The organism is Agreia sp. Leaf283 (genome assembly GCF_001422485.1).
In the GTDB taxonomy this organism is placed as follows: Bacteria; Actinomycetota; Actinomycetes; order Actinomycetales; family Microbacteriaceae; genus Agreia.
The window spans coordinates 1,637,727-1,663,567 of record NZ_LMNF01000001.1 but is presented as its reverse complement, the minus strand read 5'-3'; the positions used below and the strand labels follow the sequence as shown (position 1 = coordinate 1,663,567).

The 25,841-nt window shown below is 67.5% G+C and carries 23 protein-coding genes; 14 read left to right on the top strand and 9 right to left on the bottom strand.

The features are described from left to right. The first annotated feature begins 45 nt into the window (after positions 1 to 45). Positions 46 to 1,317, top strand: coding sequence for an MFS transporter (locus tag ASF51_RS07495; protein ID WP_055926978.1), 1,272 nt, complete (start codon positions 46 to 48; stop codon positions 1,315 to 1,317). Here the strand turns inward: ASF51_RS07495 and ASF51_RS07490 are convergent. Beyond that, positions 1,262 to 1,705 (bottom strand): nitroreductase family deazaflavin-dependent oxidoreductase, encoded by a 444-nt coding sequence (locus ASF51_RS07490; RefSeq protein WP_055926977.1) that lies wholly within the window; start codon positions 1,703 to 1,705, stop codon positions 1,262 to 1,264. The genes ASF51_RS07495 and ASF51_RS07490 overlap by 56 nt on opposite strands. Before the next feature lie 129 nt (positions 1,706 to 1,834). On the opposite strand from ASF51_RS07490, the gene ASF51_RS07485 reads away from it, so the two are divergent. Further along, positions 1,835 to 2,491 carry a hypothetical protein gene (locus ASF51_RS07485; protein WP_055926974.1) on the top strand — a complete coding sequence of 219 codons (657 nt, stop codon included), beginning with the start codon at positions 1,835 to 1,837 and terminating at the stop codon, positions 2,489 to 2,491. Beyond that, positions 2,488 to 3,162, top strand: a complete 675-nt coding sequence (locus tag ASF51_RS07480; RefSeq protein ID WP_055926972.1) for a DUF4166 domain-containing protein — start codon at positions 2,488 to 2,490, stop codon at positions 3,160 to 3,162. The genes ASF51_RS07485 and ASF51_RS07480 overlap by 4 nt, the downstream gene beginning before the upstream one ends. Here the strand turns inward: ASF51_RS07480 and ASF51_RS07475 are convergent. From ASF51_RS07475 to ASF51_RS07460, 4 genes are read right to left on the bottom strand one after another with little or no spacing between them, the layout of a single operon-like run. Beyond that, positions 3,131 to 4,015 carry a DMT family transporter gene (locus ASF51_RS07475; RefSeq protein ID WP_055926970.1) on the bottom strand — a complete coding sequence of 295 codons (885 nt, stop codon included), beginning with the start codon at positions 4,013 to 4,015 and terminating at the stop codon, positions 3,131 to 3,133. The genes ASF51_RS07480 and ASF51_RS07475 overlap by 32 nt on opposite strands. Further along, complete coding sequence (locus tag ASF51_RS07470) at positions 4,012 to 5,679, bottom strand: FAD-binding oxidoreductase (RefSeq protein WP_200926098.1); 1,668 nt, start codon at positions 5,677 to 5,679, stop codon at positions 4,012 to 4,014. Before ASF51_RS07470 ends, ASF51_RS07475 begins: the two co-directional genes overlap by 4 nt. Next, complete coding sequence (locus ASF51_RS07465) at positions 5,676 to 6,425, bottom strand: 1-acyl-sn-glycerol-3-phosphate acyltransferase (protein WP_055926968.1); 750 nt, start codon at positions 6,423 to 6,425, stop codon at positions 5,676 to 5,678. The genes ASF51_RS07470 and ASF51_RS07465 overlap by 4 nt, the downstream gene beginning before the upstream one ends. Beyond that, positions 6,426 to 7,202 carry an SDR family oxidoreductase gene (locus ASF51_RS07460; protein ID WP_055926966.1) on the bottom strand — a complete coding sequence of 259 codons (777 nt, stop codon included), beginning with the start codon at positions 7,200 to 7,202 and terminating at the stop codon, positions 6,426 to 6,428. A 71-nt stretch (positions 7,203 to 7,273) separates the two neighbouring features. Here ASF51_RS07460 and ASF51_RS19560 point away from each other — a divergent pair, with 71 nt between their 5' ends. From ASF51_RS19560 to ASF51_RS07440, 4 genes are all read left to right on the top strand, one after another. Next, positions 7,274 to 8,092 carry a hypothetical protein gene (locus tag ASF51_RS19560; RefSeq protein WP_055926964.1) on the top strand — a complete coding sequence of 273 codons (819 nt, stop codon included), beginning with the start codon at positions 7,274 to 7,276 and terminating at the stop codon, positions 8,090 to 8,092. Then, positions 8,089 to 10,392: an SDR family oxidoreductase gene (locus ASF51_RS07450; RefSeq protein WP_235497162.1), complete on the top strand. Its 2,304-nt coding sequence runs from the start codon at positions 8,089 to 8,091 to the stop codon at positions 10,390 to 10,392. The genes ASF51_RS19560 and ASF51_RS07450 overlap by 4 nt, the downstream gene beginning before the upstream one ends. A 14-nt stretch (positions 10,393 to 10,406) precedes the next feature. Then, positions 10,407 to 11,195 (top strand): hypothetical protein, encoded by a 789-nt coding sequence (locus tag ASF51_RS07445; protein ID WP_055926962.1) that lies wholly within the window; start codon positions 10,407 to 10,409, stop codon positions 11,193 to 11,195. Between the two features lie 466 nt (positions 11,196 to 11,661). After that, positions 11,662 to 12,645 (top strand): Gfo/Idh/MocA family protein, encoded by a 984-nt coding sequence (locus ASF51_RS07440; protein ID WP_055926960.1) that lies wholly within the window; start codon positions 11,662 to 11,664, stop codon positions 12,643 to 12,645. An 88-nt stretch (positions 12,646 to 12,733) separates the two neighbouring features. Here ASF51_RS07440 and ASF51_RS07435 read toward each other — a convergent pair whose 3' ends face one another. Next, a complete protein-coding gene (locus ASF51_RS07435; RefSeq protein ID WP_055926958.1) occupies positions 12,734 to 13,246 on the bottom strand; it encodes a hypothetical protein in 513 nt (170 codons plus the stop codon). Between the two features lie 379 nt (positions 13,247 to 13,625). On the opposite strand from ASF51_RS07435, the gene ASF51_RS07430 reads away from it, so the two are divergent. The 4 genes from ASF51_RS07430 to ASF51_RS07415 all read left to right on the top strand — a co-directional run bounded on the left by ASF51_RS07430 (position 13,626) and on the right by ASF51_RS07415 (position 17,431). Next, the gene (locus ASF51_RS07430; RefSeq protein ID WP_055926956.1) at positions 13,626 to 14,342 is read left to right on the top strand and encodes a cohesin domain-containing protein; all 717 of its coding nucleotides are present in this window, start codon (positions 13,626 to 13,628) and stop codon (positions 14,340 to 14,342) included. 71 nt (positions 14,343 to 14,413) lie between these two features. Next, the gene (locus ASF51_RS07425; RefSeq protein WP_055926954.1) at positions 14,414 to 16,264 is read left to right on the top strand and encodes an amidase family protein; all 1,851 of its coding nucleotides are present in this window, start codon (positions 14,414 to 14,416) and stop codon (positions 16,262 to 16,264) included. Between the two features lie 202 nt (positions 16,265 to 16,466). Continuing rightward, the gene (locus ASF51_RS07420; RefSeq protein WP_235497161.1) at positions 16,467 to 16,709 is read left to right on the top strand and encodes a hypothetical protein; all 243 of its coding nucleotides are present in this window, start codon (positions 16,467 to 16,469) and stop codon (positions 16,707 to 16,709) included. 407 nt (positions 16,710 to 17,116) lie between these two features. Further along, a complete protein-coding gene (locus ASF51_RS07415) occupies positions 17,117 to 17,431 on the top strand; it encodes a hypothetical protein (protein WP_055926950.1) in 315 nt (104 codons plus the stop codon). 234 nt (positions 17,432 to 17,665) lie between these two features. Here the strand turns inward: ASF51_RS07415 and ASF51_RS07410 are convergent, their stop codons facing one another. Then, positions 17,666 to 18,832, bottom strand: coding sequence for an epoxide hydrolase family protein (locus ASF51_RS07410; protein ID WP_055926947.1), 1,167 nt, complete (start codon positions 18,830 to 18,832; stop codon positions 17,666 to 17,668). Positions 18,833 to 18,955: 123 nt separating this feature from the next. Here ASF51_RS07410 and ASF51_RS07405 point away from each other — a divergent pair, with 123 nt between their 5' ends. Then, a complete protein-coding gene (locus ASF51_RS07405) occupies positions 18,956 to 19,525 on the top strand; it encodes a TetR/AcrR family transcriptional regulator (protein ID WP_055926946.1) in 570 nt (189 codons plus the stop codon). A gap of 468 nt (positions 19,526 to 19,993) precedes the next feature. Beyond that, on the top strand, positions 19,994 to 20,905 hold the full coding sequence (locus ASF51_RS07400) for a Fic family protein (protein ID WP_235497160.1): 912 nt from the start codon (positions 19,994 to 19,996) through the stop codon (positions 20,903 to 20,905). A 48-nt stretch (positions 20,906 to 20,953) separates the two neighbouring features. Here the strand turns inward: ASF51_RS07400 and ASF51_RS07395 are convergent, their stop codons facing one another. Further along, positions 20,954 to 21,433: a GNAT family N-acetyltransferase gene (locus ASF51_RS07395; protein ID WP_055926942.1), complete on the bottom strand. Its 480-nt coding sequence runs from the start codon at positions 21,431 to 21,433 to the stop codon at positions 20,954 to 20,956. A gap of 720 nt (positions 21,434 to 22,153) precedes the next feature. Here ASF51_RS07395 and ASF51_RS07390 point away from each other — a divergent pair. Beyond that, entirely contained in the window at positions 22,154 to 23,587 is a 1,434-nt protein-coding gene (locus ASF51_RS07390) for an alanine--tRNA ligase-related protein (RefSeq protein ID WP_055926938.1), read from the top strand. 114 nt (positions 23,588 to 23,701) lie between these two features. Here the strand turns inward: ASF51_RS07390 and ASF51_RS07385 are convergent, their stop codons facing one another. Next, positions 23,702 to 25,765: a bifunctional lysylphosphatidylglycerol flippase/synthetase MprF gene (locus ASF51_RS07385; protein WP_235497159.1), complete on the bottom strand. Its 2,064-nt coding sequence runs from the start codon at positions 25,763 to 25,765 to the stop codon at positions 23,702 to 23,704. Between the last annotated feature and the right edge of the window lie 76 nt (positions 25,766 to 25,841).

Here is a 25,841-nt window from a genome sequence, read left to right as displayed (position 1 = left end):
CGGCGGGCATCCCCGCCTTCGTGCTGTGACCGTAAGGCATGGTCGATGGCAATCCGGCTGCTGGGCTCCTACGCCGACATCCTCTCCAACCCGGGAACCGTGGCCTTCAGCGTGGCCGGATGGTTCGGGCGCGTCTCCCGTTCGACCGCCGGCATCGCGACCGTGCTCCTCGTGGCCGGCGCGACGCAGAGCTACGCGCTGGCCGGCCTGGTCTCGGGTGCGATCATCGTCGGCATCGCCGTGGGCGGCCCGCTCTGGTCACGGGCCGTCGACGCCCGGGGCCAGTTGGCCGTGCTGCCGATCGGGCTCGTCGCGTCGACGCTGTCGGCGGTCGCCCTCGGCACGGTCGTGATCGTGGACGCGCCGGAGTGGAGCTGGTTCGTGGCGGCCTTCCTCGTGGGCCTCACCTCGATAGACATGGGGTCGCTGGCTCGGGCGCGCTGGTCGGGAATCCTCACGAAGCCCTCGCAGAGGCACACCGCGCTCGCCCTCGAGTCCGTCAACGACGAGCTGGTCTTCGTGATCGGGCCGCCCGTGGTCACCGTGCTCGCCACGACGCTCGGCCCCGTCTACGGCTTCGCCACGGGTATCGCCGTGGGCATCCTGGGCGGTGTCGCGCTGCTGCTTCTGCGCTCGACGGCGCCCCGGCCCGCCGCCGTGATTCCGGATGCCGGCGCAGAGCGCACGTCCGCGGCACGGCGCCGAGCGCGGTTGCCCGGAGTCGTCATCGGAATCCTGCCGATGTACTTCGGGGTCGGCCTTGTCTTCGGCTCCGTCGACCTCTCGGCTGTCAGCGTCTCGGCCTTCGCCGGGCAGCCGGCGAGCGCGGGCCTGATCCTCGCCGTCCTGGCGTTGGGCAGCGTCGTGGCCGGTATCGCGTTCGGCCCGCTTAGCGCGTCGTGGCCCGCCGGCCGCCGCGTGTTGGTCACCGGAATCGCCTACGCGCTCGTGATCCCGTGGATCGTGCTCATCCGCGACCTGGGCACGCTCACGGCGGCCGTGCTCCTCGCGGGTCTCGTGACGACCCCCGTCCTCATCTCCGGCATCTCGCTGATCGAGGTGCGCGTCGACCGTAGACGGCTCACCGAGGCGCTGTCGTGGCCGTCGGTCGGCCTCGCGGTGGGAGTGACGGTGGGCTCGGCGGTGGCGGGCGCCCTGATCGACACCGGTACGGCGTTCTCCGGCCTCACGGTGACCGCCGTCGGCGCGATCGTGACGGGTGTCGCCGGCGCCGTCGTCGGCCTTACCGGAGGACGGGAGCCTACTCCGGCTGGCGAGGCGTCAGAACGAACAGGGGGATCTCGCGCTCGGTCTTGACCTGGTAGTCGGCGTAGTCGGGGTACGCGGCCACGGCCCGCTCCCACCAGAGAGCCTTCTCATCGCCGGTCACCTCACGGGCCGTGTAGTCGTTCTTCTCCGGGCCGTCCTGCAGCTCGACGTGCGGCTCGGCGAGCAGGTTGAAGTACCAGACCGGGTGCTTGGGTGCGCCACCGAGAGACGCGACGACGGCGTACTCGCCCGCGTGCTCGACGCGCATCAGCGGGGTCTTGCGCAGCTTGCCCGACTTCGCGCCGACCGAGGTGAGCACGATCACCGGCATGCCGCGAAGCGTCGTGCCGCGCGTTCCGCCGGAGGCCTCGTACTCCTCGACCTGCTCGCGCGCCCAGTCGGACGTGCTCGGTTCGTATTCTCCGGTCAATGGCATAGCGAGGCCTTTCGGTCGGTCGTCGTGGCGGCGGGAAAGCGCGTACTGGGGCCAACTGCCGACCCGCCCGGGGCATTCCACCGGCCACGATACGCTGGCATTCCACCGAGACGAAAGACGAGTGGCTGCATGACAGGATCACGGCGCGCACTCTACGTCGAGACCCGCATCGAGGCCCCGCTCGACGAGGTCTGGCGCCTCACGCAGACCCCGCAGCTGCACTCGCGCTGGGATCTGCGGTTCAGCCGGATCGCTCCCGAGCCGACACCGCCCGGCGCCGTCGGCGCGGCCGACCGACCGACCCGCTTCCGCTACGAACGGCGTATTCCGTTCCACACGATCCACGGCACGGGTGTTTCGCTCGGCGAGCGCGACGGCCAGAACGGGTCACGCACGTCCGCCCTCGTGTTCTCGACGACCGACCCCCTGTCGCCGCTCGCGTCTGGCCGAGGATACTGGCGCTACATTCCGAACGCCGACGGCTCGACACTGTTCATCACTGGGTACGACTACGAGCCGTTCTTCGGCCGGGTCGGCCAGCTTCTCGATCGGCTCGTGACCCGGCGCCTGGTCTGGTGGATGACGGCGTGGAGCTTCGACCGCCTGCGCATCTGGGCCGAGACCGGAACCCCGCCCGAGTCCTGGCCGCTCGCATCCGTTCTCGCCGTCTGGCGGCCAGGCCGGCCTCGCGCACGCCGGTGCCAGGCGCGGCCGCCCCGCTCCGCCCGTTCGCACGACCCGATGGCGAATGCGCCCGACTCGCTGGCGGGGCTGACAGAGTCGTGACCGGCATCTTCGAGACCGCGCTGGGAGACGACTTCGCACGACTCCACCCCATGATGCGCCGCAGGTTCGGGGTGGGGATCGACGCCGGGTACGCCTGCGTGGGCACCGGCGTGATGACGCGCATCCGTCGGGGACCGTGGTGGACCATCCCGTTCCTGTGGGTGGGGCGGATCCGGAACATCCTCGTGCCCATCCAGGGTTCGGACGTGCCCTTCACGGTCGAGAACTACCCCTACGTCGATCCGCTGGGACGCGAGACGATCACGTTCGTGCGCACCTACGGCGCGGGGCCGCGCCCCCATCGCTTCGACGCGACCATGATCTACAGCGAGCGAGCGGCGCGGGTCATCGACTACCTCGGCACCCACCAGCACCTCGCCGTCGACCTCGAGCTCTCCGTCGGCGACGACGGCTCGCTGCTGCTGCGCTCGGGCGCCCAGCGCTTCTACGAAGGACCGATCGCGTTCCGCTTCCCCATGCTCTTCAGCGGCCGGGCCGAGCTTCGTGAGAGCTACGACGAGTCGGCCGGCGTCTACCGCATTCGACTCGAGGTCGCCAACGACCGGTTCGGCTTCCTGTTCGGCTACGAGGGCTCGTTCACCTGCGCGTTCCCCGAGGCGAGCGACGCGCCCGAGCGGCTCAGACCACGTCGGCACGAGCGACGGGAGTAGTTCCCGGTCGCGCGCTGCGCACCGCCCCGATGCTCGCCGTCACGACGAGGGCGATCGCGATCACGCCCACGATCGAGATGTGCTGCGCCAGCAGAACGACTCCGGCCAGGGCGGCGATCGCGGGCGCGAGGCTCATGAGAATGGCGAAGGTCGACGAGGGGATGCGACGCAGCGCGAACAGTTCGAGGGCGTACGGGATCGTCGACGAGAGCACGGCGACGGCCGCTCCCAGAAGCAGGATGTCGGGGCGCACGATCGCGGGGCCGGCTGCGGCGAGCCCCAGCGGCAGCGTGAGAACGGCGCCGATCGCCATGGCGAGCGCGAGCCCGTCGAGTCGGGCGAAGCGGCTCCCCGTGCGCGACGACAGCAGGATGTACCCGGCCCAGCTCGCTCCGGCGCCGGCGGCGAACAGCACGCCCACGGGATCGAGCTCCCCGAAGCTGCCCTGACCCAGCAGGAAGACGCCGATGAACGCCAGCACGGCCCAGAGCCAGCTGGAGGCGCGCCTGCTCGTCGCCACCGACAGGATCAGCGGCCCGAGCACCTCGATGGTCACCGCGGCGCCCAGCGGGATGCGCGCGAGCGCCTCGTAGAACAACCCGTTCATCACCGCGAGGGCCACGCCGAACAGCACCACCGTCATCCAGTCGCCGCGGCTGCGGCCGCGAACAGAGGGGCGCGCGATGGCGAGCAGGATCAGGGCAGAGAAGGTGAGGCGCAGCGCCACCATGCCGAGCGCACCGACGCTCGGGAAGAGCAGCACGGCGAAGGCCGCCCCGACCTCCTGGCACGCCAGCCCGGCGACGACGAGGCCCGCCGCGCCGACGGGCCCGCCGAGACGGGCGCGGCTCATTCGTCGAGCAGAACCTTGCCCGGGTTGAAGTGGCGACCCGGGTCGGCCGAGCCGAACAGTCCGCGCATGATCTTGACGCCCTCGGTCGAGATGTCCTGCTCCATCCACGGGGCGTGCTCGAGGCCCACTCCGTGGTGGTGCGACAGCGTTCCGCCCGCGTCGATGAACGCCTGCTGAATCGCGCCCTTCACCACGTCGTAGTTGGGGATCGCGTCGCCCGTGTCGAGGTAGGCGAAGGTGAAGTAGAGGCAGGCGCCCGAGGTGTAGGAGTGCGACAGGTGGGCCATGATCCAGCCCTTGACCCCGATCTCGTCGAACGCGTGGTTGGCGCTCGCGATCACGTTGCGGTAGAGCTCGGGCAGCTTGGCCCAGGGCGCCGCGGTCTCGGACACGTCGGCGGAGCCGCCCCAGTCGAGGAACCAGTCCCGGATGTACGGGGTGTCGAACTTCTTCTGGTCGTAGAGCACGCCGGGGCCCTTGCCCACGGTGATTCCGCCGTGCTTCTTGACGATGCCGGCGATGATCTTCTGGTTCGTCGCGACCAACTCTTCGCCGCCCTCGTTGCCGACAAACGACAGGCACATCTTCTCGGTGTCCCAGCCCTTGGCCTTCAGGAAGACGCCGAGGCCCTTCGTGGCGAGGCCGGAGAAGCCCTTGCTCTTCTTCGACGTGGCGAACGAGAACAGCGTCTCGTTGCCGTCGGAGACGCGGGTGATCGAGGGCGTGGCATCGCTCTCCGAGATCTCACGCATGGCCGCGAGTCCGGCGTCCCAGGTCGGGTAGAGGTAGGCGAGGATCTCGCGCTTGGCCGGGATGCGGTGGATCTGCACGGTGACCTCGGTGATGACACCGAGGCGACCCTCGCTGCCGAGGATCATCTCGCGCACGCTGGGCCCGGTCGAGGTGCTGGGCAGCGGCCGCAGAACGAGCACGCCGCCGGGGCGCACGACACGCAGACCCTTGGCAATATCGGCGATGTCTCCGAACTTGTCGCTCTGCATGCCGGAGGAGCGCGTGGCCACCCAGCCGCCGACGGTGGAGTGGGTGAAGCTGTCGGGGAAGTGTCCGAGGGTCCAGCCGGCGGCGTTCAGCTCGGCCTCGAGGTCGGGGCCCTGGGCGCCGGCCTGGATGCGCGCGAGGCTCGAGTCGGCGTCGACCTCGATGACGCGGTTGAGCCGGCCGAGGTCGAGCGACACCACGGTGCGCTCCTCGCCGGCGAGGGGCTCGAGGCTGCCGGCGATGTTGCTGCCGCCGCCGAACGGAATGAGCACGGCGTCGGCCGCGACGACCGCGTCGACGATCAGACGCACCTCGGCCTCGTTGGCCGGATACACGACGACATCGACGGCTCGAGGGAAGGCGCTCGTGCGAACGCGGATGAGGTCGCGGATGCTCTTGCCGAAGGTGTGCACGACCCGCGACATGTCGTCGGTCTCGATGTGCTCATCCCCGACGATGCCGGTCAGGAGCAGGACGAAGGCCTCCGGGGCACGGCTGGAGGGGACATCGATGTCGTCGAATGCCGGCGGCTCGCCCTTGGTCTTGGTGAGGTCGAGGCCCAGGTTCTTCTTGACGAAGGGGGCGAAACCCGGCTTGTTCTCGTGGTGGAATGCGACGCCGTCGACGCCCCAGCCCCACCATTTCATGTGCTTGACATCGCTCACTTGAGGGCTCCTCTTGATCGGGGGGACTGGCCAAGGATAGTGGCCGAATGAAGGTCGTGCAGGCGCAGGATCTCTTGCTTCGTGCGCTCGGCGAAGTGGCCGGGGGTCTCGCCCGCGACGGGCCTCAGCGGTTCGCCGAAGACGACGCCGACCGGGTACCGTCCGCGACGTGGCCAGTTGGCCCCGCGCGGGTGGGCGACATGGGCACCGATGAGCGCCATCGGAATGGTGGGCACGTCGCAGGATGCCGCGAGCGCGGCGGCACCGGGCTTGAAGGTGCCGACCGCGCCGTCTTTCGATCGGGTTCCCTCGGGGAAGATGAGGATGGGGATGCCCCGCGACAGCAGAGACCGGGCGCTCATCGACTTGGCTTTCGACTCCATGCGCTTCACCGGGAACGCATTGAAGAACAATGCCGTGAGGCCGCGTCGCCACCAGACGGCAAAGAAGTAGTCGGCGGCCGCACCCGTGGCCAGGTACCGCGCAAGCCGGCGGGGCAGGGAGCCGACGATCAGCGGGGCATCCAGATGGCTGGAATGGTTGGCGACGACGACGAAGCCCCCCGACAGGTCCTTGAGCTTCTCGCGACCGATCACGGTGACGCGGGTGAGCGACCAGATGAGGGGCTTGAGCAGCCCGCGCTGAACCAGAAAGCGGGCGGCCGCGACGCTGGGCGAGTTGAAACGGTCGCGCACGCCGGCAACGACCTTGGCGGGCCCCGAGGGGGCGGGTTCTTCTGCAGCCATCTAGGTGACCGGCTTCTTTCGACTCGATGAGATCGACCCGGAGACTGCGCGTATCGCACTCCTCGGTGCGTGGCGAGCCAACCAGATGAGGGTTCGGTACCGAACAGTCGGTATGGAGATTACCCTGCCCCGGTCGACGTCGCGCAAGCATGCCGTGACAAGTTGTTCGGCGTCGAGCCACAAGAAGTTTGGAATGCTCGACGCCTTGATCCCGGCGCGCTCGTGAAACTCGGTGTGCACCCAGCCCGGGCAGAGCGCCGTCACGCCGATCCCCGTGCCGCGCAGTTCGACGGCGAGTCCCTCGGTGAACGAGGTGACCCAGGCCTTGAGCGCCGAGTACGCGCCCATGGTCACGAAACCGGCCGTGCTCGAGACGTTGACGATCTTTCCCGAGCCGCGGGGCAGCATCCCGCGTGCCGCGGCACCCGACAGCACCAGCACGGCGCGGCACATGACCTCGAAGGCCTTGTCGTGGGCCGAGACGTCGGAGTCGATGAGCGACGTGTGCACGCCGAACCCGGCGTTGTTCACCAGCATGTCGATCGGACGGGAGGCGTCTTCGAGCCGTTCGGCGACCCGCGCCACGTCGGCCCGATCCGCGAGATCGGCGGGGAGGATCTCGACCGAGCGGCCGAGGGCGCGGATCTCTTCGGCCATCTCCTCCAGTCGCGGAACGCTCCGAGCGACGAGAACAAGGTCATATCCCTGCGCGGCGAGGGATCGGGAGAACGCAGCACCGATGCCAGACGTTCCTCCCGTAACGAGAGCTACAGCCATGGGGTTAGGTTAGTCTGCTCTTCACGGCGTCGTTTACGCACGCGGGTTTTCGACCAGTCGGCAGGGCTTTCATGACATCCACAGATGCAACTTCGAGTGCGCGGTTCGACGTGCGGGCATTCGCCGGCACCGCCCGCGGAAATCTTCGTCCCGAGCTCCAGCTCGAGGCCTACGACGGCGCGCAGCTCTCGACCGATGCCGTGCATCTGCTGCGCTACCTCGGCCGCCTCGAGAGCGCCACGATGGAGCAGCTGCGCAACCTGCTCGTGACCGCCACCCACAAAGACGCGCGCGTCACCGCGTTCCTCGTCACCTGGGCCTTCGAGAAGTTCTGGATCGCCGACGCCATCGACCAGATCCTCGTGGCCAACGGCAGCACCGGCGCCCAGGTCGGCGATGAGGGCGCCCCGCGCTCCGACCGGTCGGAATCGGCCGAACGCCGCGGACCCATCCGTCGCGCCATCCTCGCCATGGGGCAGGGTGTTCCGCTCACCGGCGTGCACATGACCACGGGCCTCGTCGACGAATGGGTCATGGGCACGGCATACGCCCGATTGGATGCCCTCGCCGGGCACCCGACGCTCAGCACGACGATCGACACCATCCGCGGCATCAAGAGCCGGCACGAATCGTTCTTCGCCGAAGAGGCGCGACGCAGGCTGGCCGACTCGTCCAAGACGGTCAGGCAGGCGGCGAATCACCTCGCCCACGCGGCCTGGCCCATCGGAGCCGTCGACCGCTCCGATGCAGACCGCACCTTCTTCGAACAGACGGTCTTCGGCGGTGCCGACGGACTCCAGCGCGCAACCACGATCGGAAACAGAGTGGCAGAACTTCCCGGCCTGACCCCGCAGATCGGCGACGCCGTCGCCCGAAAGCTGCGCTCGTGAGCGGCCCGAACGTGACCGACACGGTCGTGACCGGCGACCTCGGCAACGCGCACGTCTTCATCACCGGAGGCACGGGCTTCGTGGGCCAGGCCATCGTCGAGAGGCTGCTCTCGTCGCATCCCGACACCACGATCTCGCTGCTCATCCGCACCAAGGGCAGCACGACGGCCGAAGACCGCCTGCGCACGCTGCTGCGCAAGCCGGTGTTCGGGCCGTGGCGCGAGCGCGTCGGCGAGGCCGAGGTCGAGCGCGCCGTGCGCGAGCGACTGCGGGTGATCGAGGGCGACCTCGCGACCGTGCCCGCTCTGCCCGACGATCTCGACGTCGTGATCCACAGCGCATCCACCGTGTCGTTCGACCCGCCCATCGACCAGGCGTTCGAGACCAACCTCGGCGGGGCGATCGCCCTGTACACGGCCTTGGCCGAATCGGGCAGCGACGCCCACGTGGTGCACGTCTCGACGGCCTACGTCGGCGGCCTGCGCAAGGGCATCGTTCCCGAGGGGCGCCTCAAGCACGAGGTCGACTGGCGCGCAGAGCTCACCGCGGCCAGGGATGCCCGGGTGCGGGTCGAGATGGCATCGCGGCAACCCGAGACACTGCGCACCTTCATGTCGGATGCGCGCGCCGTGCACGGCAAGGAAGGCCCGCAGGCGGTCGCCACGGCCGCAGAGACCGGCCGCGTCGAGTGGGTGCGCGAGCGCCTCGTCGACTACGGCCGCAGCCGGGCGCAGAGCCTCGGCTGGACAGACGTGTACACGCTCACGAAGTCGTTCGCAGAGCGCGCCGCCGAAGAGCTGTGGCGCGAGACCGGCCACCGGCTGTCGGTCGTGCGCCCGGCGATCATCGAGAGCGCACTGCGGCACCCCTACCCCGGTTGGATCGACGGCTTCAAGGTGGCCGACCCGCTGGTGCTCGCCTATGCACGCGGCAACCTCACGCAGTTCCCCGCCCTGCCCGACACCGTTCTCGACGTGATTCCCGTCGACTACGTGGTGAACGTCATCCTCGCCGTCGCGGCCACCCCGCCGACGCCCGAGTCCGAGGTCGACTCCGCGTACTACCACGTGAGTTCCGGCGCCCGGAATCCGCTGCCGATCCACCGCATGTTCACGAACATGAACGAGTTCTTCACGGCCAATCCGCTGCCGCACGAGAGCGACGGGCACATCGAGGTTCCGTACTGGACCTTCCCCGGAACCCGCAAGGTCGACCGGGTGCTGCACAACCAGGAGATCTGGAACGCCCGCCTCGAGAGGGCGCTCGAGCGCCTCCCCTCGACCGAGCGCACCCGCGTGCATGTGAAGAAGGCCCTCAAGCGCAAAGACGACCTCGAGAATCTGCGCACCTTCGTCGAGCTCTACCGCGCCTACGTGCAGACCGAGATCATCTTCGACGACCGCAACACCCGGGCGCTGCACAACTCCCTGCCCGCCGAGCTGCGCGACGACATCGGATTCGACGTGACCGCCATCGACTGGGAGGACTACCTGCAGAGGGTGCACTTCCCGTCGATCACCGCTCTCACCCGCGCGTTCTCACTGCGGCCCGCCGCGTCGGAGCGCGTGGCCAAGGCGCTCCCCGAGCGCAGCGACGTGCTCGCCGTCTTCGACTTCGAGGGCACCGTCGTCGACTCCAACATCGTCGAGCAGTACCTGTGGGTGCGCTCGGCCGGGTTCCGCAAGGCGGCCTGGCCCAGCGAGGTGGCGAGCCTGCTCACCTCCCTGCCGGGCTATCTCAAGGCCGAGCACCGCGACCGCGGAGAGTTCATCCGCGCGTTCCTGCGCCGTTACAGCGGCATGCCCGCGAAGCGGCTCGAGAAGGTCGTGTCCGGCGGGTACCGCGAGACGCTGCTGCGGCACACGATGCCGTCGGCCATCGCGCGCATCGAGGAGCACCGCGCCGCCGGCCACCGCACCGTGCTCGTCACGGGATCCATCGGCATCCTGGCCTCGCCGCTCGCCCCGCTCTTCGACGACGTCATCGCCGGATCGATGCACGAGCGCGACGGAATCCTGACCGGCTACCTGGCCCAGCCGCCGCTGGTCGACGAGGCGCGCGCGGCCTGGCTGCGCCGCTACGCCGAGACGCACGGCATGGACCTGTCGAAGTCGTACGGCTACGGCGACAGCCACGCCGACCTGGTCTGGCTGCAACTGCTCGGAAATCCCGCCGCGATCAACCCCGACACCAATCTCTCGCGTGAGGCGCTCCGAAGAAGATGGAGCATCCACAACTGGAAACGCGGCGCCCGCGGCGCGTCCGCTCTACCGCAATTCGCGAAGGGAACCGGAGAGTAAACTCTCCTCACACCATGGCATTCGACGTAGACAAATACACCGCCACCTCGGTGAGCGTGAACTGGGACGACCTCGACCTCGAGCGATTCCGCGAACACCCTCTGCCCGAGGGCTCCCTGCGCACCCTGCGTTATATGGCCGATGTGGAATATCACACGGTCTGCTACACCCGCGACCTGCTCACCACGCCCTCCCACAAAGAGGCCGAGATGGGCGCGTTCATGACCATGTGGAACCGCGAGGAGTTCTGGCACGGCGAAGCCCTCGCCACCGTTCTCGGCATCCACGGAATCCACGTGGACTTCGACGAGCTCAAGGCCAAGCGCCTCAAGCTCGGCTGGCGCGACAAGCTCGACCCCATCAAGCAGTCCGTGATCGGCAAGGTCGTGGGCGCCGACTTCGTGGCCGTGCACATGGCCTGGGGTGCAGCCAACGAGTGGTCGGCGATCACCGCCTACAACCGTATGGCCGCACTCGAAGAAGACCCTGTGCTCGCCGAGCTGCTCAAGCGCATCGCCAAGCAGGAGGCGCGCCACGTGGCGTTCTACACCTCGCAGGCCCGCGAGCGTCTGGCGAAGAGCACGAAGGCGCAGAAGTTCGCGCGCTTCGCCCTCAGCAACTTCTGGGCACCGGTCGGCTCCAGCATCATGGAGAAGAACGAGGTCAAGCACGTGATGGGCCACCTCATGGGTGGCGAAGAGGGGCGCAAGGCTGCCCGCAAGATCGACACCGCCATCAGCGGACTCCCGGGCCTGGAGGGCCTCACGATCGTCGACGACTCCCTCAACGCGCTCGGCGTCTAGCCGCGCCCGCTCCCTGAGCCTGTCGTTCCCTGAGCCTGTCGAAGGGCGCCCCCGTTCCCTGAGCCTGTCGAAGGGCGAGTCCGTTCCCTGAGCCTGTCGAAGGGCGAGCAGATCGAACGCGCCGCCTGCGGGCGACCGCGCGCACACCGAAGGAGCGTTCGCCCGCTGAACGCGCGCTCGGCCGCTTGCGCCGGTCACGTAGTGAGCCTTGCGGTGGTCGACTAGGCCGCTTGAGGCCGTATCGAGGCCACCCCGCCGTGGTTTCGATACGCTCGTTCCTCGCTACTCAACCAGCGCGGCCGACGGCCGGCGTTCCCTGAGCCCGTCGAAGGGCGCCCTTGTTTCCTGAGCCGGTCGAAGGGCAACTCCGTTCCCTGAGCTTGTCGAAGGGCCGGCCCCCTTCAACAAGCTCAGGGAACGGGCCTCACAGGGGGCGATCCCGATCGCTGTGTGTCACGCTGGACCCATGCTCAGAATCGGAATCCTCGGCGCGGCCGGCATCGCCCCGAACGCCATCATCATCCCCGCACGACGACGTGACGACGTCGAGATCGTGGCCGTCGCATCCCGCAGCGAGTCGTCGGCGAGCGCCTACGCGGCGACTCACTCGATCCCGCGCTCCTACGGAGGCTACGAGCGACTGCTTGCCGACCCCGAGATCGACCTGATCTACAACGCCCTGCCCCCGTCCGAGCACTCCCGCTGGTCGATCGCGGCCCTCGAGTCGGGCAAGAACGTACTCTGCGAGAAACCCTTCGCCATGTCGGCCGACGAGGCCCGACTCATGACCACGGCCGCCACCGACACGGGCCTGCGCCTCATCGAGGCGTTCCACGACCGCTACCACCCGCTGAGCGCCGAGATCGATCGCATCGTCGCATCGGGGCGCCTCGGCGAGATCGTGTCGGCACACGCCGACTTCACCGCATCCATTCCGTTCGATCCCGCGTCGATCCGCCACGACCCGGCCGTGGGCGGCGGATCGCTCATGGATCTCGGCTGCTACCCCCTGCACCAGCTGCGTGCGCTGATGGCGAGCGAGCCCGAGGTTCTGGATGCGACGGCGACGGTCAACTCGATGGGCGCCGACCTCAGCATGGATGCGTCGCTGCGGTTCGCGTCGGGCGCCACGGCCCGCATGACCTGCAGCATGGTCGAGGGCTCGCAGCTGAACTCCTCGCTCGACGTCGTGGGCACTCTCGGCAGCCTGCATGTCGACAACCTCGTGTTCCCGTCGAAGGGGCACACGATCAGCGAGACCCGCGACGGCATCACACGCAACTCCACCGTGGCCGGGCTCGAGACCTACGACCACCAGCTCGCGGCAGTCGTCGAGGGTCTGGCGAGCGGCGAGCGGCTGCTCACCGAGGGCGCGGATTCGGTGGCGCAGATGCAGGCCATCGACGCGATCTACGCCGCGGCGGGGTTCGACCGCGCGGCACTTCGCTGAGTTGACGCTTCGGCGCACAGCACTCCGCTGAGATGACGCGTCCGGTCGACCGAAGTGTCACCTCGCGAGCAGCGCCGCGCCGAAAGCGTCAATCCAACGTGAGCACACTGACCCGGTCGGCGAGGTAGCGGTCGAGGGTCGAGACTCCGTGGCCGGGGCTCGAACGATCCCACTGCACGACGACCATGCCGTCGCGAACCTGCAACGGGCCCGAGCCGGCATCCAGGCTCTCGTCGTCTAGCGCGAGCGGAACGAAGCGGTGGTTCACGACCTCGCCCTCGGGAAACTTGCCTCGTGCCGCTGCGCGGCGATCGTCGCGTCGGGCTTCGGCCTCGGCCGACCGGTTCGTGACCGCCCGCAGGGGCTCGATGGCTCTGGTCACGTCGCCCGTCTCGTAGACTCCGCCGTCGCGATCGACCAGTAGAACACCGAGCCGCCAGGCCCGGCCCGCGGGAGCGATCATCGGTGCGGTCTTGAACACCGAGAAGCCGCGCGGCTCGCGCATCACCCCGAGCGCCTCGTCGTGCACGCCCTGGCTTTCGAGCGAGTCGATGGTGCGGGCCACCAGCCGGCGCACCTGCTCGGAGGGAGACTCTTCCATGGCAGCAGACTACTTGCGTCCGCGCTCGGAACACGCTCACCCTGGCGGCACGCAGACCGCGCCGTCGCGCACAGACCGGCGCTATTCGGGTCGTCGATGAGGCATCGGGGCCTCGATCGACCCTCCGGTGCGATGATCCTTCGACTTTGTTACCAGCACGAAACATCGGCGAAACGGTGCGGATCGTGCCCGCGGATACTGTGAGGATTCCTGCACCACTCTCCCGCTGACCGCACCCGATCCCGTCGGCGACCCGCTCCCCCTGCTCGACAGAACCCCCGGCCACGTGCCGGAACTGGCCCGCACACGGAGCTCTTCGTCGCGCCCGTCGATAAGTCGATCAGCATCCCCACAGTGAAGAAAGAAGGACCACGTCCTGATGAAACACACCTCATCTCGCCTGCGAGCAGTCCTCGCCGCCGGCGGCATCGCCCTCGGCCTTTCGATGGTCGCGGCGTCACCCGCACTCGCCGCCCCGACGACCACCGTGACCATGACCGCGACCCCCGAGGTCGAGGCCGGCAAGGCCGTCGACGTCTCTGTCGCACTCGCCGGCACGGTCGACGCCTACAGCTACGCGATCACGGTCACGTTCGACCCGGCTCTGCTCGACTACGTCGACGACAGCGCCTCCGAGGGTCCGGCGGGAGGATTCGACAGCGTCGAGGAGGCTGCCGGCAGCGTCACCATCCTGCACAGCCGTCTCGGAACGTCACCCGCCCTCGCGGGCGACCTGGCCGCATCCCTGCAGTTCACGAGCCTCGCCGCCGGCGACGCGACCCTCACGACATCCGTGACACTCGTCGACACGGTCGGCGCGACCACCGTTCTGGCCGACGCCGCGACCGCGCCCGTGACCATCGCAGCCGTTCCCGTCGAGACCACTCCGCCGACAACGCCACCGACCACGACGACGCCACCGACTTCGGGCGGCGACACGACGTCCACGCCGACCGCCGCGCCCGCCTCGTCGACCAACGGCGACGGCTCCCTGGCCATCACCGGCTTCGGCGCCGGAGCCCTGGCCGTCTTCGCCATCGCCCTCCTCGGCGTCGGCTTCGTGGCGCTTCGGCGCCGGTCTGCGAGCGCACGATGAGCCGCCGACCCCGCACCCCTGAATCCACATCCGGGATCGCCCGATCCCCCTTCTCGCAGAGGAACACCCCCGTGATCTCACGACGCGTTCGCCAGACGGCAATCGCAGCGACAGGCATCATCTCGGTGCTCGCCGTCGGCACTCTCGCGGCCGCTCCGGCCAGCGCCGATCCCGTTGTCGCAGAACCGGCGACCGCCGTTTTTCTCTCCCCGTACTACACCGAACTCGACCTGACCGGCGACGACCAGGTCACTGATGACGACCTGCAGCTGCTCGCCGACAGCCTCGGAGCGACCAGCTCATCGCCCGAGTGGGCCTCGGTGCAGACGGGCGATGTGGATGCCGACGGCACGATCACGGTGACCGACATCGCCGCGGTCTCCAGCCGCATCATCTACGACGATGGCCCCTTCGACATCGTCGAGGCGTCGACCATCGACATGCAGGCCGCGATGAACGCCGGGGTCACCACCTCGGTCGCGCTGACGCAGGAGTACTTCGACCGCATCGCGGCCTACGACAAGGCGAAGATCGATCCGGCCGAGAGCGGCCGCGCACTCAACTCGATCATCACGACGAGCACCGTTGCGCTGGAGTCCGCCGCGGCCGCCGACGCCACGCGCGCCGAGCAGGGGATGACGAGCATGCTGCTCGGAATTCCCATCGCCGTGAAGGACAACTACGACACGGTCGACATGGTCACGACCGGCGGCTGCGGCTGCTGGGACGCGAACCAGACCTCCGACGACGCGTTCATGGTGAAGAGCCTGCGCGACGCGGGAGCGATCATCCTCGCCAAGGCCAGCCTCGACGAGTTCGCCTTCGGCTTCGCCTCCGAGTACTCGTCGTTCCAGCCCGCCGGAACGTCGACCCTTGTGGCGAGCCCGTATGCGACGAGCAAGACGGCCGGTGGCTCCAGCGGAGGAACCGGCGCTGCGATCGCGGCGAACCTCGCCGGCATCGGCTTCGGCACCGACACGGGTGGCTCGATCCGGATCCCCTCGACGTACAACCAGCTCGTCGGCATCCGGCCCACCGTCGGTCTGACCAGCCGCGACGGCATCATCCCGCTGGCCTTGAGCCAGGACACCGGCGGACCGATCGCACGCAGCGTCACCGATGCGGCCGTCGCGCTCGACGCCGTGGTGGGAGTCGACCCCAACGATGCGATCACGGCCGAGCAGACAGGACTGGTTCCCGACTCGTACACGCAGTACCTCGACCCGACGGCGCTGGCCGGCACCCGGATCGGCTTCTCCGCATCCATGATCGGTTCGAATGCCACCGACGTTCGCCTGTGGGCGGCGGCGAAGGCCACGCTGGAGGCGCAGGGTGCCACGGTGGTGGAGCTCACAGGAGCCGACGCGGCACTGCTCACGACCGTCATGGGCGAGGGCAGCGGAAGCACGAACGAGTTCAAGCACGACCTCGCCGTGTACGTGCAGAACCACCTCTCGCCGGCAGTCACGGCGCGAAGCCTGACGGAGATCGTGGCATCCAAAAAGTTCGTGCCGTCGAGGCAAGGCACCTACGTGCAGCGTGAAGCCGTCACCGAGGAGACCTACCAGAACTGGGCGGGTCCGACCGGAACGCACACCGCGTTCATCGCCAACGCGAGCACGAATGTGACCGCCCTGATGGACTCGCTCGACCTCGACTCGATCGTGTATCCGTCGGGCACGCCCTACGGCACCAACGGCAGCAACATGCGGCTGAGCCCGAACACGGGCATGCCCGCGGTCACGGTTCCGATGGGCCAGACGTCGCCCGACGATGGCGTGAATGCCGTTCCGAACGCCGGAGTCAACCTGGAGTTCCTCGGCCACAACTACGACGAGGGCACCCTCATCGGCCTCGCCTACGCGTTTGAGCAGGCCACGCACTACCGCACCACCCCGGCGCTGTACCCGGATCTGCCCTAGTCGGCAGGCCTTCCGGCGTTGGTTCCGGATGCCCGTCTCCCCCGCTTCGTGCGGCGGGAGGCGGGCATTCCGTCTTTAGGCACGCCTGATTGACTTCCGAACTCCACGGTGCCGAGCAACTCCTGATTCGCGGGGTCGATGCGACGCGATCGCGATATGATTAGTGCACTAATCATTTCAGCACCAAGCATTCGAGGACCAGTTGACCAGGCCGGCACGCAAGCCCAACCCCATGAACCCCTTCGACGGAAAGCCGGGGTTCATCAACAACCTCAACCGCATCGTCTACTCGTTCACGGGGCCGGCGCAGGTCGGAATCGGCCGACCGGAAGATCCCTACGTGGCGCCGGCCGACCCGCACTGCCCTCTTTGCGGCAGGTCGATGGCGCTGCACACCATCGACAGAAGTGGCGAACGAACACAGTTGCACTGCCCGATTTCGTAGGGCGAAGCCGCGCAATTGCGTCATCGACTGTGCGCGATTGCGTCACTTTGGGGGCGTGAGGTTGGTGCTGATCAACGTGGTCAGGGAGCATTCCTGACAGCACCCGCTGTAGCACGAATCGTGCATTCTAAGAGCGCCTCGCCCTCGACCCCGTCTCGCTGAACGGAGCCACCAGCGGGACTACCGAACGAGAATCTACGAGGATCGAAACTCTGACTAAGTTCGCGTTCCGTCATTTTGCGTGCACTTTGCTTTATCGAGACATTGAAGTAAGAATGAGCCTTACTCGATCGCATGAGTGAAAGTCTCAATGCTGGGGGGCAGCTGGCACTACCGTGCCTGCTGTTGATCGAGGACAACGCAGGGGGACTCGCCCCCTCTTTTCCTTGAATCGAGTTGGACTTCATATGAACAAGAACGTGGGCCTCACACTGTCTCTTGGCCTCGAAGAGGCGCTGGCGAACACTCTCAATGCCTGGGGAAGCCGCCATGGTCTAGCCGCTTTGACGTGGCGAGTAATGCCCTTCGCAGAGAGCCCATCCCTGGAAGGACGCCCCCTCGATGAGGAGATCGACCCTGAGGAACTCACGCGACGATGGGCAGCGGCCCTGCAGATGAGGATGAACTCGTATCCTCTGCGCGCCGACGTATCGACGTGGTTCCTCGACCTGGACGCTTGGTACATAGAGATCTCGTCCGAACCGCTTTTCTTCGGCGAGTGAGACCATCAGGGTCCACGTGAGAGTCCTCGAAACAACTTTTTCGCCAGGGGAAAAGCGTCGGAGATTGCTGCTGGCTCGCCTGAGCGTGACATAGGTACTCGGCGCTGCCGTACCAGCGCAGGCCTGCTGGGATTATCGACGGCGCCGCACGCGATCGACCAATCCGTCGGGCGCACTCAGTTGCCCACATCCACCCACCGGAACGGGTCGCAGAACCCGACGGCAGGCATCCGTTCACGCGCCGTTTCGGAGTCTCCTCAGCCCGGCGCGGAGCTCGTCCACGAGAATCTTCGGCTGCTCGAGAGCAGCGAAGTGCCCGCCCCTCTCGGCCTCGCCGAAGTGGATCAAGTCGCTGTAGGCGTCCTCGATCCAGCTTTTCGGAAGCCGCGGAATGTCGCGAGGAAACACGGTCACGGCCACCGGCAACGAGAGATTGGGGCCGGCCATCGTGGCCGTTCGGTTCTCCCAGTAGATGCGCGCCGATGAGGCCGCGCTGTTGGTGAACCAGTAGAGCGAGATCGTGTCGAGCATCGCGTCGACACTGAGGGCATCCTCGGCTCGGCCGCGGTTGTCGGTCTTCGACTGGAACTTCTCGTAGATCCACGCCGCCTGGCCGACCGGGGAGTCCGCGAGCGCCAATCCGATCGTCTGGGGCTTCGTGCCCTGCACATGATTCGAGCCCCCGAGCGGCCCGCCGTAGAGGGCAAGGCCCTCGACCGCGCGACGCTCGTCGTCGGTCAACACGTCGGGGATGCTCCGCGGGAACGCATACGGCGTGCTCAGATGGATACCGCGCAGCCCGTGCGGTCGGGCGGCTCCCAGGGCGGTGGTGACGGCCGCTCCCCAATCGCCACCGTGTGCCGACCAGCTCTCGTAGCCGAGACGGCGCATCAGCTCGGCCCACGCCTGGGCGATGCGCTCGACGTTCCAGCCGGTGTCGGTCGGCTTGCCGGAGAAGCCGAATCCGGGCAGCGACGGGATGACGACGTCGAACGAGTCGTCGGCAGCCCCACCGTGCTTGGTCGGGTTCGTGAGCGGTTCGATCAGGTCGACGAAATCGAGGACTGAGCTCGGCCACCCGTGCGTGAGGAGCAGCGGCATGGCGCCGGGGTTCTCCGATCTGACGTGGATGAAGTGGATGTCGAGGCCGTCGATCGTCGTCACGAACTGAGGGAACGCATTCAGCCTCGATTCGACGCGGCGCATATTGTATCCACTCCCCCAGTACTCGACCAGCGAACGCGCATCCTCCGTGCGCACGCCTTGCGACCAGTCGGGAACGGTTTCCGGATCGGGCCAGCGGGTCGCGGCCAGTCGTCGGGTGAGGTCGTCGATCTCGGATTGCGGGATCGCAACACGGAAGGGGCGGATGTCCTCCGGGGTGGGGGTCGTCTTGGTCATTGTCTGTCTCCTGAGTTCTTCAGTCACCGCGCACATGGGATTGCACACTGGTGTGCAGACTACGCAGTTGCACACCAGTGTGCAATCATGGATTTATGAAGCTGATCGGTAGGGCGACGTCGCGTGAGTGACCCGGGGAACGACACGAAACAGCGAATCCTCGACGTGGCGATCGACGTTCTGGGCAAGAACCCTGACGCGGGCATGGGCGAGATCGCGACAGCCGCGGGCGTTGTTCGACGCACGGTGTACGGACACTTCCCGTCACGATCCGACCTCGTGCACGAGCTCACCCGTCGCGCGGTCGAGGAGATGTCTGCGATCCTTGCCGACGTCGCCACCCCTAACCGCGCGGCCGACGCCGAGTGGGCCGACTTCATCACGCGACTGTGGCCGCTGGTGCACCGGTACCGCGTGCTCGTCGCGCTGCGGCGCGGGGAGCTCGGAGCCGACATCCACTCTCTTCTGGGGCCCGTCGACGAGACCCTCGCCGGGCTCGTCGATCGGGGGCAGTGCAGCGGGGCGTTCGGGCGGCATCTGCCCGCTGATGTTCTCAGTCAGGTCGCCTGGTCGGGAGTGTTCATGATCGCCGACAGTGCGCTGTCACGGGAGAGTCTCGATGCCTCGGCAGCAGCGCTGACGAGCCTGCTGATGCTGGGGGTTCCGGAGGCGCGAGCTCGGACATTGGTCTAGCGGCCCCACCGGGCTGATTGAGTGGACGCGCGGGACGGGCCAGCGTGTCGGAATCACTCCCTTCGACAGGCTCAGGGAACGGGGTGCTTGCCCTTCAGCAGGCTCAGGGAACGGGCGGTCCATAACCAAGGATAATTGGCTAACCTTGGTTATGATTAACGAGTGACGAGCGCTATTCCACGACCGGGCATGCCAATCAGCTGGCCGGCGACAACAGCGGAGTCCCGTCCGTGGGCCCGTTCGGGCACCGAGGTAGGCTCGCGGCGACGGCTCCGAGCGGCATCTGGGCCGTACAATGCGGCCGTTCCTCCCTTCATCGCAGACCTGAAGATGTCGCTGCCCGATGATCTGGCGGCGATCTCCGACGACGCGAGCAGAGAACTCACTCGCTTCGATGCCGAGGTCGGAACGCTGACGGCTCCCTTCGCGTCGATCCTGCTTCGCACGGAGAGCGCCTCGAGCTCTGAGGTGGAGAACCTCGCCGCGAGCGCGAAGCAGGTCGCACTGGCCGACCTGGGTGACTCCTCCTCAACCAACGCTCGGCTCGTGGTGGGAAATGTCGCGGCGATGGAGGCGGCGATCGCGCTTGCCGACGATCTCGACACCCACGCGATCCTGACCATGCATCGTGCACTGATGGAGCAATCGAATCCCGACATCGTCGGACGATGGAGGGACGGGCAGGTGTGGATCGGCGGGGGTTACATTTCTCCGCACAACGCATCCTTCGTCGCACCGCATCATGAGCGGGTTCCGGCATTGATGTCCGATGTAATGCTGTTCGCGCGTCGGGTCGACCTCCCCGTTCTGGCCCAGGTCGCAATCGCTCACGCACAATTCGAGACGATCCACCCGTTCCCCGACGGAAACGGGCGAACGGGGCGAGCACTTGTGCAGGGAATGCTGCGCGCGGGCGGCGTGACGAAGAATGTGACGGTGCCAGTATCGGCCGGCCTCCTGGGAGAAACAGAGGGCTACTTTCGAGCGCTCACCGCGTACCGGGCCGGAGACGTACGCCCTATCGTCGAGGCCCTGTCGGAGGCCGCGTTCGCCGCAGTCGCCAACGGACGCTCGCTGGAGAAGGACATCACCCGCGTGGCCGAAGACTGGAACGCGGCCATTCGGGCACGCAGCGACTCGTCCATCCATCGCTTGAAGCTGCTGCTTCTGCGTCAGCCGATCGTGACCATCGGAACGATCGCGCGCGAACTGGACGTGAGCGAGCAAGCGGCCGACAGCTCCGTCAAGAAGCTCGTTGATGCGGGGATCCTGACCCAGGCGACCGCCGGCCGTCGCAATCGATACTGGCAGGCGACTGAAATTCTCACGGCATTGGATGCCTTCGGGACGCGAGCCCGTCGCCAGCGTCCCGGACGGTGAGCTGAAGAGAAAACAGGGCGAGGTGGTCTCGATACGGCCGCAGGCGGCCTACTCGACCGGCGCAAGAGGTCGGGGCGGGAGGCGCTTCTCCATGCAGTAACTCGTGGGATCGTCGACGTAGGCGTCGAATCTCGGGATGGCGCTGTATCCCGCTCTTTCGTATAGGGCGATCGCGGCGGCCTGGGGCAGCCCGGTTTCGAGCAGCATCACGGTGGCGCCGCGGTCTATCGCGTGCGCTTCTGCGGCATCGAGCAGAGCTCGTCCGACCCCGAGGCCTCGGGCTTCGGCTGTGACGAACATGCGCTTCAGTTCCGCTGATCCGTCGCCCCTGTCGACGATCGCCGCCGTACCGAGGGCCATGCCGTCGACCCGAGCCACGAAGAAGGCGACCTCCGATCGGTCGAGCGAATCGACATCCAGCCCGTGGTAGTTCTCGGCCGGATACAGGCTCAACGCATAGTCGTCGGCCTGTTGCAGCAGCGGCAGTACGTCGGAACCACGCGGCGATTCGAGCGAGACGGTAGGCACGCATTCAGTCTACGAAAGGGATGTCTGGTCGGCCGCGGCGTTCCCTGAGCTTGTCTAAGGGCCTCGCGCTCGACTGCGATTCTGATGGCGAACTCCGATCATCGTTTGCGTCGTGGCGGCTGGCGCTAAATGAGGACAGAGCGCTCGGGCAGGGCTATCTGGGCGATTCAGCCCCCGAATTTTCGCGCCGTGGAGTGAGGTGGAACGAAACTGTCCTCAGTTAGCCGTCGGACTCGTCGACCACGTCGTGCTCCTGCAACCTAAGGGCGCACATTTAGAGCAACATGCCGCTGTCAATGCGCGAGTGATGGCGCGTCGACCGATTCGTGCTCCGTTAGTTCTTCCGAGAGACCCTAACGAAACCACGGAGTCTGACTCCTCGATCAGAGCGGATCGTGTGGCGCCGCTGCGCCCATCCGGGTCCCGGCGATGGGCACGATGACGCCACACGATCATGACTCGTCGTTTGCGCGGCGCTGTTCTGCCCATCCGGCGCGTCGGGATGGGCGTCACGGCGCGACGCGAAGCGACAGCTCGCTCGGGCGGTCTTGTAAGCAATGGGGCCAAGCCGTGCGCTGATTGAGGAGCCGCGCGAGGAACGAGCCAGAGTATCGAAATCACTCCCTTCGACAGGCTCAGGGAACGGGCGCAGGCCCTTCGACAGGCTCAGGGAGCGAGCGGGGCTACGCGATCGGGCGGCTCGTATGGAACGCTTGAACGATGGACGCCCATGACATCCGCAACTCGTTCCTGACCTACCTCGAGGAGAGGGGGCATACCGTCATCGAGCGGGCGCCTCTGGTTCCGAGGGGCGACACATCGACCCTGTTCAACGGCAGCGGCATGCAATCGCTCCTTCCCTACCTGCTGGGGCAGCAGCATCCGGCCGGCGTGCGCCTCACCGACAGCCAGCCCTGCGTGCGCGCCCAGGACATCGACGAGGTCGGCGACAACCGGCACACGACCTTCTTCGAGATGCTCGGCAACTGGTCTCTCGGCGACTACTTCAAAGAGACGCAGATCCGCCAGTTCTACGGCTTCCTCGTCGACGTGGTCGGCCTGGATCCGGCGAAGATCTACGTCACCTGCTTCATCGGCGACCCGGCCAACGGAATCCCCCGCGACGACGAGGCGGCATCCATCTGGGCCGCGGTGTTCGCCGAGCGCGGCGTCTCGAACGGCATTGCCGAGATCGGCTCGCAGGCGGATGGCGACGCCCGGGGCGTGCGGCCCGGCGAGCGCATCTTCTTCTACGACGGAGGCGAGAACTGGTGGTCGCGCGGCGGATCGCTCGAGGGCACGCCGATCGGCGACCCGTGCGGGCCCGACAGCGAGGTGTTCTACGACTTCGGCGCAGAGCATCAGGATGCGTCGTACGGCCTGGCGCATCCGGCCAGCGACGGCGGGCAGTTCATGGAGATCGGCAACCAGGTCTTTATGCAATACCGGCGGCGCGACGACGGATCGTTCGAAGAGCTCACCAAGCGCAACGTCGACTTCGGCGGCGGCCTGGAGCGGATTGCGGCAGCGTCGATCGGCTCCGACGACGTGTTCCGCATCTCCCTGCTGTGGCCCATCATCGAGTCGCTGCAGGAGTTGACGGGACGCCGCTATGAGGACGAGACGGCGGCGATGCGGATCATCGCGGATCACCTCCGCGGTGCGACTTTCCTCGCGGTCGACGGCGTGCGCCCGTCGAACAAGGAGCAGGGCTACGTGATGCGGCGACTGCTGCGCCGCGCCATCAGGTTCGCGCTCTCCCTGGGCCTGTCCGAGAACTTCTTCTCCACGGTCGTTCCCGTGATCGCCGACCTGTACGCATCGGACTACCCCGAAGTCGCCGCCTCACGCGACGAGGTCATCGCCGTGCTCGTGAAGGAGGAGACGGCGTTTCGGCGCACGCTGACCGGCGGGCTCCGCGCCCTAGCCGAGTATCAGGGGTCGACGCTGACCGGCCTCGACGTGTTCCGCCTGTCCGACACGCACGGCTTTCCGAAGGAGCTTTCCGTCGAGGAGGCGCGGCGCCTCGGCATCGACGTGGCCGACGACTGGGAGTCGGGTTTCGCCGCCGCGCTCGAGGAGCAGCGCGCCCGTTCGCGCGGCGCTACGCGACTCGGCGCGGCCGGGCTGCCGGGCGGCGGCGTTCCGGCCTGACCTGCGGGCACGCGTCGGCCGAAAGCGCGACGGCGCGACCGTCTGACACTGGCCGCGTGCCGGACCGGCGCCCGGCCGCCTGCCGGCCCAACCGTGCGGCCCTGCCGCATCCGGTCACTCGCGACGGAGCATGTCGATGCCGGCGCCCGCGAACTGGCGCAGGGTGGCATCGGGCAGGAACGCGCGGGTCAGCGCGGCGCTGATGCGGGTGAGGTCGCCCTCGTCGCGGTAGAGGAGATAGATCGGCTCGGTGCGCGGATTGAACTTCTGCTTAAACCGGTGCAGCGACGAGAATCCGTAGACGGGTTCGAGGATGCCGCTGAGTTGGCCGAGCAAGTGCGCGATCGTGCCCTCGTCATCCGTTGCCTGATGAGCCAGAGGTGCGCCCGAGAGCGAGGCGATCAACGCGCCCTCCTCGGCGAAGGTGCGCGCCGACGATCCGATCAGAAACTCCATGACCGCGCCGAAACCACCGTCGCGCCGTCGCATGAGATCGAGGGTCCAGCCGGTGTGCGTTCCGTCGGGCCCGTAGATCGGCAGCCAGCTCAGGAAGCCGTCGACGTCTCCGTTCGGCGATACGGCGAGGGCGAGTCGCACCTCGGGGTCCTCCGCCTCCTGCAGGGTGCCCAACGTGAATCGCATCTCGGGCAGATCCTTGTCGCCCACCCACGACTCGGAAATGGCGCGCAACTGCTGACGAATCCCCCACGTCTCCTCCGCCAGCGTGGTCATGCGAAACGTGATGCCCTCACGGTCGGCCTTGTTGATCGCCGTTCTGACGTGCTGCCAGGGCTTGCCCGTGAAGGCCAGGCCGGGGAGATCGACGATCGTGTCATCGGCGATGATCAGGTCACGCCAACCCTCGGGAAGGCTGTCGCGGGTGTGCTGGCTCGAGCTGAAGAAACACGGGATCAGGGAGTCGCGCTCAGCCGCGCTCACGAACTCGGCGACGCTCGCTGCAGCCGCCGATTCCGGTCCCAGCGGGTCAGCCAGCACGAGCGCCACACCGACATGCTTCTGGTACGGGATGAGCCCCTTCTCGGTGCGGAAGTACTCCATGCCCTCCCAGGTCGTCATCCACGACAAGCTGCCGCCGCCGTACTGCGTGATGATCTGCCGGGCGTCGTCGGCCGTCGGAGCGCCTTGCCCGTGCCGCTCCTCGCCGGAGCCGAGCGGACGTTTGCGGCGGGACCCGAAGGAGTGGCGTGTCGCGATGAGGTAGAGGAGGAAAGCGGCCCAGATCACGGCTGTAGCGAGGAAGACGTCGATGTCTCCCAGGCCCAGCGGCAGATCGATGGGATCCACCACGATTGACAAGGTGAGGTAGAGCCCGGCGACGGCGAGGTTCACGAGCGCCCAGATGATCGTCAGAACCCAGGCCCAGCGTCGCCCGAGACGCAGACCGTTGGCCACGAGCAAAATAACTACGGCGTCGAGGATGGCCTCCAGCAAGGGGCCGTCTCCGGGGGCGGTCGGGCCGAAGGGCCCGTTGGTCGGCACCAGCAGGGTCAGAATCTGGATGACCCCGAGCGCGAGGCCCCCGGCGAAGGCCAGGAGTCGCCGCTCGCGGAGGCTCGCCCGCTTGATGTGAAACGACCTGTCGACGGCGAGCACCAGGATCACCGCGAACGCGTGCTCCAGATCGGCGAGCGTGCCGAGGAACAGCACGCCGATGGCCGCGTAGCCGACGACGATGAGCCAGCCGCGCTGGCGCCACGGCGACGGGAACAGACTGACGCAGGCGGCGAAGCACGCCATGGTGCCACCGGATGGGCCGGCATCCAGCATTCCGGCGAGTTCGATGGCCCAGGGCCACGGAAGCAGGCTGGCTGCCCAGAGGAACGCCGCAGTGGCGAGGACCGCGACGATCTGGCCGACCCAGAAGTAGGTCATCGCGACCTTGGATCCCCGGCGCCATTCGAGCAGGCCGACGAAGACGAAGCCCGCGATCGCGATCGCGTAGGTCCACGGGGTGATCACGAAGAAGGTGCCCGTGAACGGCGTCCACCACCGGCCCTCTTGCAGCGCGGGGAGGCCGTAGGCGACGGCCTCCCACCACGGCTGCTGCGGCGTGGGCACCCAGAGGCCCTGGCCGATGACCCCGATGGCGAGCACGATGGCGGCAAGGATGAGGGTCGCGGGGATCCGCGTGATGACGGATCGGACCGATGTGGTCACGGTGTGCCTCCGGGGGCTGGTGCGGGAATGCGTTTCAGGTCATTCTGGCCGAGATGGCGCTCGGCCACTCATCGAC

Bases quoted from the DNA above. Each gene is read 5' to 3' on its own strand.
- ASF51_RS07490 (WP_055926977.1), bottom strand. From the start codon at position 1,705: ATGCCATTGACCGGAGAATACGAACCGAGCACGTCCGACTGGGCGCGC.
- ASF51_RS07475 (WP_055926970.1), bottom strand. From the start codon at position 4,015: ATGAGCCGCGCCCGTCTCGGCGGGCCCGTCGGCGCGGCGGGCCTCGTC.
- ASF51_RS07435 (WP_055926958.1), bottom strand. From the start codon at position 13,246: ATGGAAGAGTCTCCCTCCGAGCAGGTGCGCCGGCTGGTGGCCCGCACC.
- ASF51_RS07465 (WP_055926968.1), bottom strand. From the start codon at position 6,425: ATGGCTGCAGAAGAACCCGCCCCCTCGGGGCCCGCCAAGGTCGTTGCC.
- ASF51_RS07460 (WP_055926966.1), bottom strand. From the start codon at position 7,202: ATGGCTGTAGCTCTCGTTACGGGAGGAACGTCTGGCATCGGTGCTGCG.
- ASF51_RS07410 (WP_055926947.1), bottom strand. From the start codon at position 18,832: ATGACCAAGACGACCCCCACCCCGGAGGACATCCGCCCCTTCCGTGTT.
- ASF51_RS07440 (WP_055926960.1), top strand. From the start codon at position 11,662: ATGCTCAGAATCGGAATCCTCGGCGCGGCCGGCATCGCCCCGAACGCC.
- ASF51_RS07430 (WP_055926956.1), top strand. From the start codon at position 13,626: ATGAAACACACCTCATCTCGCCTGCGAGCAGTCCTCGCCGCCGGCGGC.
- ASF51_RS07445 (WP_055926962.1), top strand. From the start codon at position 10,407: ATGGCATTCGACGTAGACAAATACACCGCCACCTCGGTGAGCGTGAAC.
- ASF51_RS07495 (WP_055926978.1), top strand. From the start codon at position 46: ATGGCAATCCGGCTGCTGGGCTCCTACGCCGACATCCTCTCCAACCCG.
- ASF51_RS07485 (WP_055926974.1), top strand. From the start codon at position 1,835: ATGACAGGATCACGGCGCGCACTCTACGTCGAGACCCGCATCGAGGCC.
- ASF51_RS07390 (WP_055926938.1), top strand. From the start codon at position 22,154: ATGGACGCCCATGACATCCGCAACTCGTTCCTGACCTACCTCGAGGAG.
- ASF51_RS07415 (WP_055926950.1), top strand. From the start codon at position 17,117: ATGAACAAGAACGTGGGCCTCACACTGTCTCTTGGCCTCGAAGAGGCG.
- ASF51_RS19560 (WP_055926964.1), top strand. From the start codon at position 7,274: ATGACATCCACAGATGCAACTTCGAGTGCGCGGTTCGACGTGCGGGCA.